Source organism: Barnesiella sp. CU968, from assembly GCF_905219685.1.
Classification (GTDB): domain Bacteria; phylum Bacteroidota; class Bacteroidia; order Bacteroidales; family Muribaculaceae; genus Lepagella; species Lepagella muris_A.
Genome location: NZ_CAJMXD010000221.1, coordinates 1 through 4,984, shown reverse-complemented (window position 1 = coordinate 4,984; position 4,984 = coordinate 1). Strand labels below are relative to the sequence as shown.

Genomic DNA, 4,984 nt, shown 5'->3' with positions numbered 1-4,984 from the left:
GTGTATAATGTCGGTAATCTCAGCAAGACACCCGGCGGGAGATCACTGGATTTCCGGAAGCTGATAATGTTCGACATCATAGCCACAAATGCCTCCTCTCCCCGACCCCGCCCGGTCTACTGGCACCGCACCCTCCCTGTCAGACATTATATCGGAATAGAGCAAGAGACATCCCCGGGATTGTTTGCCAGATATTACGGACGCTCCACACCTGCAGAGAGAGAGAGAGATTACCTGCAAGGTTTGCGCAAACTCCGCGCCCCCAACGACCTGAGCCGCGATGTCTATCTCGACGGCGCCCCCGCCGGTCAGGTAAGCTTTCACCGCGCCGGACTCCTTGCCGCCACAAAAGACATGGTGAACGCCGGCAGGCTCGCGACAGCCACACGGCTGGCAACCGCCGCCGATTCGCTGATGGGAGAAGACCCCGACACATATTCCTCAGTGCATGACTCCGACACCATATTCAACACACGGAAAGAGATTCACGCAGTCTTTGTGGCACTCTCCGACTCGCTCAGAACCTCCAGAGACCCCTCATTACGCGCAATGTCGGAGAAATTCAGGCGGCGCGCCGGGGTATTCTCGCACCGCGACAGCGTCTACCGCCAGGAATGGAACAGATATTATCGAACTTTACCCCCGCATTTGCGGTTAAAGATTTCAAGATAATTATTAATTTTGCATGTAAATCGACTTCCACGAAAGGAAACAGACCCGTATTCGGACAATCGGCGGACTTTCCGGAAGTATCATAAATGTTAAGGTTATGAAAAAAATGATTCTTGTGACTCTGCTCGCACTGCTCGCCATAGCACCCGCAGAGGCAAAAAAGAAAAAGAACACAGAGGGTAACGCACTCATAGCATTCGTCACTGAATCCCATGACTTCGGCATAATTTCCGATGACAAGGGAGTTGTCTCGACTGAGTTCGAATTCACAAACCAGGGCAACGCGCCGCTGGTCATCACCAGTGCCAAAGCCGACTGCGGCTGCACCCGCCCCGAGTTTCCTAAAAAACCCATAGCTCCGGGGAAAAGCGGAAAAATAAAGGTAAATTTCATCCCAAAGGGATATCTGGGCGGCTTCACCAAGAATGTGAAGGTCAAAAGCAACGGTTCCCCGAAAATGAAAGTGCTTAAAATCACCGGGGTAGTCAATCCCAACAAAACCTCGAAAAAATAAACAGGATGAGAAGAACCGTCTTGTTGTCCATGCTCCTTGCGCTGCTGGTTCCGGCAGTCGCACGCGGCGAGATAGTCTGGCTTGAAAAAGAATATGACTTCGGGCTAATGAAAGAGGAAGCCGGACCGAAGACGGGGAGCGTGCGTCTTGTCAACACCGGTCCCGAAGAAGCGGTGATCACGGGAGCGCGACCGAGCTGCGGCTGCACCGGCGTTGCCTATCCGGACGACCCCATCGCACCGGGCGACACAGTGAAGTTCTCTTTCACATACAACCCCCTCGGACGTCCGGGAAGATTCGAGAAATCGATACGTGTATATATCGGCGATTTCGACATTGCCACAATCCGCATACGCGGCAATGTGCTCGGCACCCCCGAATCCCTCTCCACCCTCTATCCTGTGGAAGCAGGACCGCTGCGCCTTTCAGAAAAGAGAATGGCGGCAGGCGAAGTGACCTATGGCAAAACACGCCATTTTTTTCTTAACGGCTACAACCAGACAGCCGACACGATCCGTCCCTCCTGGGTCTCCGACGATCCGTCGCTCAGCGTGTCGTCATCATCCGAAGCCGTTGGTCCGGGAGACATCGTGACTCTCAGTTTCTATTTCAACTCACGCCAGAGAACAGAGATGGGGCCCTTGGAAATCCCGGTGCGAATCATTTCCGACAGCAAACCGGGGTCTCCGGAGACAGAAGTGCTTTTCACCGCCGACCTACACCCCGACTTCTCCGGCATGACTCCTGAAGAGGTCAATGATGCCCCGCGATGTTATGCGGCACCCGACAGGATAGATCTCGGCACACTCGTAAGCTCCGCCGGAAAACCGGTGGGATTCAGATTCGCAATCCGGAACGAAGGCAAAGCCGAAATGAGGATAAACAGAATCTTTTCGCGATCCGAAGCCATAAAGATAACACGGCGACCCACCGTAATAAAAGGGGGTAAATCGGCTGAAACCGAAGGATTGCTTGATTTCAGCAGCCTGCCGCAGGGAGCATTCAATCTTAAGATAGAGATTCTCTGCAACGACCCGCTTCATCCCGCACGCACGGTTTCCGTTGTGGGAATAAAAGAATGACACCATAAGAATAATACCAAACCTGACTCATAAAACCCGCTCCTCACCAACTGCAATGATTCACCCAGAAAACAATACCGAATACAAAGGACTTCAGGTAAATTCCGGAGTCACTTCGCAGCCTATCACCAATCCGTATCGCCGCCCCGGCAGGCGCAGACCCCAACTTACCGCCTCTGACTATGTGGAAGGTATTCTCAAAGGGAATGTCAGCATTCTCGGACAGGCGGTGACACTTGTCGAAAGCACGGCGGAACAGCACCAGGCACTCGCCCAGGAGGTAATAGAGAAATGTCTCCCCTATTCCGGCGAATCACGCAGAATCGGAATCACCGGGGTTCCCGGGGCGGGAAAATCGACCTCCATAGATGTGTTCGGTCTCCACGTGCTGCGGCAGGGAGGCAAGCTGGCGGTTCTCGCCATAGACCCGAGTTCCGAACGCACACAAGGCAGCATTCTGGGCGACAAGACCCGTATGGAGAAACTGTCGCAGCATCCCGATGCATTCATACGCCCCAGTCCTTCGGCAGGCTCACTGGGAGGAGTGGCACGCAAGACCCGCGAGACGATAGTGCTGTGCGAGGCAGCGGGCTACAACAATATCTTCGTCGAGACAGTAGGCGTCGGACAAAGCGAGACTGCCGTGCATTCGATGGTAGACTTCTTCCTGCTCATCCAGCTTGCCGGCACCGGCGATGAACTGCAAGGCATCAAACGCGGCATCATGGAGATGGCGGACGGAATAGTGATAAACAAGGCGGACGGCGACAATGTGGAACGCGCCAATCTCGCGGCGGCACAATTCCGCAACGCCCTGCACCTCTTCCCGCCGACACCGAGCAAATGGGTGCCGGAGGTCGTGACCTACAGCGGTTATTTCGAGCTGAACATCGACAAGGTGTGGGATATGATAGACCGTTATTTCGAATACGTCAAAGAGACCGGTTATTTCGAACGCAAACGCAACGAACAGGCAAAATACTGGATGTTCGAGACCATCAACGAGGAACTGCGTCATAATTTCTACCGTCAGCCGGAAATACGCGCCCTTCTGGAGCAGAAAGAACTCCGCGTGCTCAACAATGAGCAAAGCTCGTTCACAGCCGCCCACGATGTGCTCCACCGCTACTTCTCGATGCTCCGCGAATAACCGCTCATCACAACCAGTGTGAGGGATTCCGCATCGGAAACGGAGATATCATAGACCCCTCCGGGCACCCGCTCCCCGGATTCATCTTTCAGATTCCAGACAACACACCTTGCGCTTCCGTTGCGCAGGTGTCTGACCGTGCGCCCCCTGTTGTCGCGGATCACGATGTCTTTCCCCGAAGACAGATTCCTGATCTCTACCGAACCGTTGTAACCGGGAGTGACATGCGTCATGCTCAGCGACGGCGAACCGGAGCCGGACACAGCCTCCGCACTAACATCCGGGAAAACCTCTGCAAGTCCGAGTTTCGTGGATACCATAAGGGAACCGCTGTCAGGATTCCAGCCAAGACCGTATACACAATCCGACGGCAGCGGTGAGTCAGATGCCCTGTATCTTGCCACGACACTCTTCCTGTCGGCAGATACGCCCACGACACCCTGGTTGTTTGTTCCGATCCACATTCTTCCCGCAGTGTCGAATACAATCTTGTTTACATGACATGCATCGGGGATGATGTCACCGGCTTTCCCACCGTCAAGACGCAAAGTCCCGCCGGGCATATACCCGTCTGCGAGTTCCGAACGCGGATTGAAAACAAGTGTCTTTTCGATTGTTGACAAAAGCATCAGTCCTGTAACCGGATCCTCTACGATATTGTTGATACGGGCGAATTCGGAAAGTTGCCCCGCAGAATCCCTTATCGCGGAAAAGATACGGTATTCATCGTCCGATATGTCGCCAGGCGTGCCCTTGTGATCAAGTATGATTATATTGTCGTCGTAATTGTTCATGCAGACAACAATCAGATTCTCATTTCCGTGATGACGTGCCGCCGCAACCTTGCAACTCCACGCCGGGAAGTTATCGACCGGAAGCATTATGGTCTCCCAGTTTTTTAACGAAGCCACATTCTCCGGAGCCGACGAATATATCGCGCGTCGGCTTTCCTCCGTGATATATTTCAGCTGCGCCCGAGGATGCGGACCGCCCGCCTCAAATGCATTCGAGAACAAAGACCATATTACATTGCCGCTATCGCACACAGGGGGAGACAGGCAGCTCAGTGTACCCCAGGTCTGCGTCGGCATCGCCGCTACGAAACCCGGGAAATCACGGAAAAGGTCGTTGTCCGCGGCAAAGCGGATCACATCCCTGTCTATGTCGGAAAGATCCTGAAACATGATTCCACCGAACATCGATCCGCAAACAATCATCCGCCGGTCCAGAGGATCCACAAGCAGTCCGTTGGGGTCAGGCAAAGGAAAACGGTTGATGTTCAACCGATAAGTATTTCCCAACGACTCATTGCCGCGGACAGACGCCGGAGCATGATAGGCATGTGACAGGATTGTCCAGTCCCTCCCTTTCAGGCTCGACAGCAAAGGGGGATTAATCGGTATATTGCACCACAATTCAGGCTCATAACCATGATTGGTCACAAGCATTCCATAACCGGGAGAATAATCCATATAAGTCGCGATAAACGCAGCCGGAGCCTTCGGTCTCCGCGGTCCCGTCACGTCATTCCAGGAAACGCCGCCCTCCTATGCATCCGCGCCTCTT

The 4,984-nt window shown here is 53.8% G+C and carries 5 protein-coding genes; 4 read left to right on the top strand and 1 reads right to left on the bottom strand.

Going from position 1 to position 4,984, the window contains the following annotated elements; genetic code table 11:
- The 4 genes from JX312_RS09065 to meaB form a co-directional block, all read left to right on the top strand.
- The coding region (locus JX312_RS09065; protein WP_204457775.1) for a hypothetical protein at window positions 1–672 on the top strand (672 nt) is incomplete at its 5' end.
- A 97-nt stretch (window positions 673–769) separates the two neighbouring features.
- Window positions 770–1,186, top strand: a complete 417-nt coding sequence (locus tag JX312_RS09060) for a DUF1573 domain-containing protein (RefSeq protein WP_204457774.1) — start codon at window positions 770–772, stop codon at window positions 1,184–1,186.
- 5 nt (window positions 1,187–1,191) lie between these two features.
- On the top strand, window positions 1,192–2,268 hold the full coding sequence (locus JX312_RS09055) for a DUF1573 domain-containing protein (RefSeq protein WP_204457773.1): 1,077 nt from the start codon (window positions 1,192–1,194) through the stop codon (window positions 2,266–2,268).
- A gap of 55 nt (window positions 2,269–2,323) precedes the next feature.
- The gene (gene meaB, locus JX312_RS09050; RefSeq protein ID WP_123403266.1) at window positions 2,324–3,418 is read left to right on the top strand and encodes a methylmalonyl Co-A mutase-associated GTPase MeaB; all 1,095 of its coding nucleotides are present in this window, start codon (window positions 2,324–2,326) and stop codon (window positions 3,416–3,418) included.
- Here the strand turns inward: meaB and JX312_RS09045 are convergent.
- Window positions 3,394–4,941 carry a hypothetical protein gene (locus JX312_RS09045; protein ID WP_204457772.1) on the bottom strand — a complete coding sequence of 516 codons (1,548 nt, stop codon included), beginning with the start codon at window positions 4,939–4,941 and terminating at the stop codon, window positions 3,394–3,396. The genes meaB and JX312_RS09045 overlap by 25 nt on opposite strands.
- Window positions 4,942–4,984: the final 43 nt, after the last annotated feature.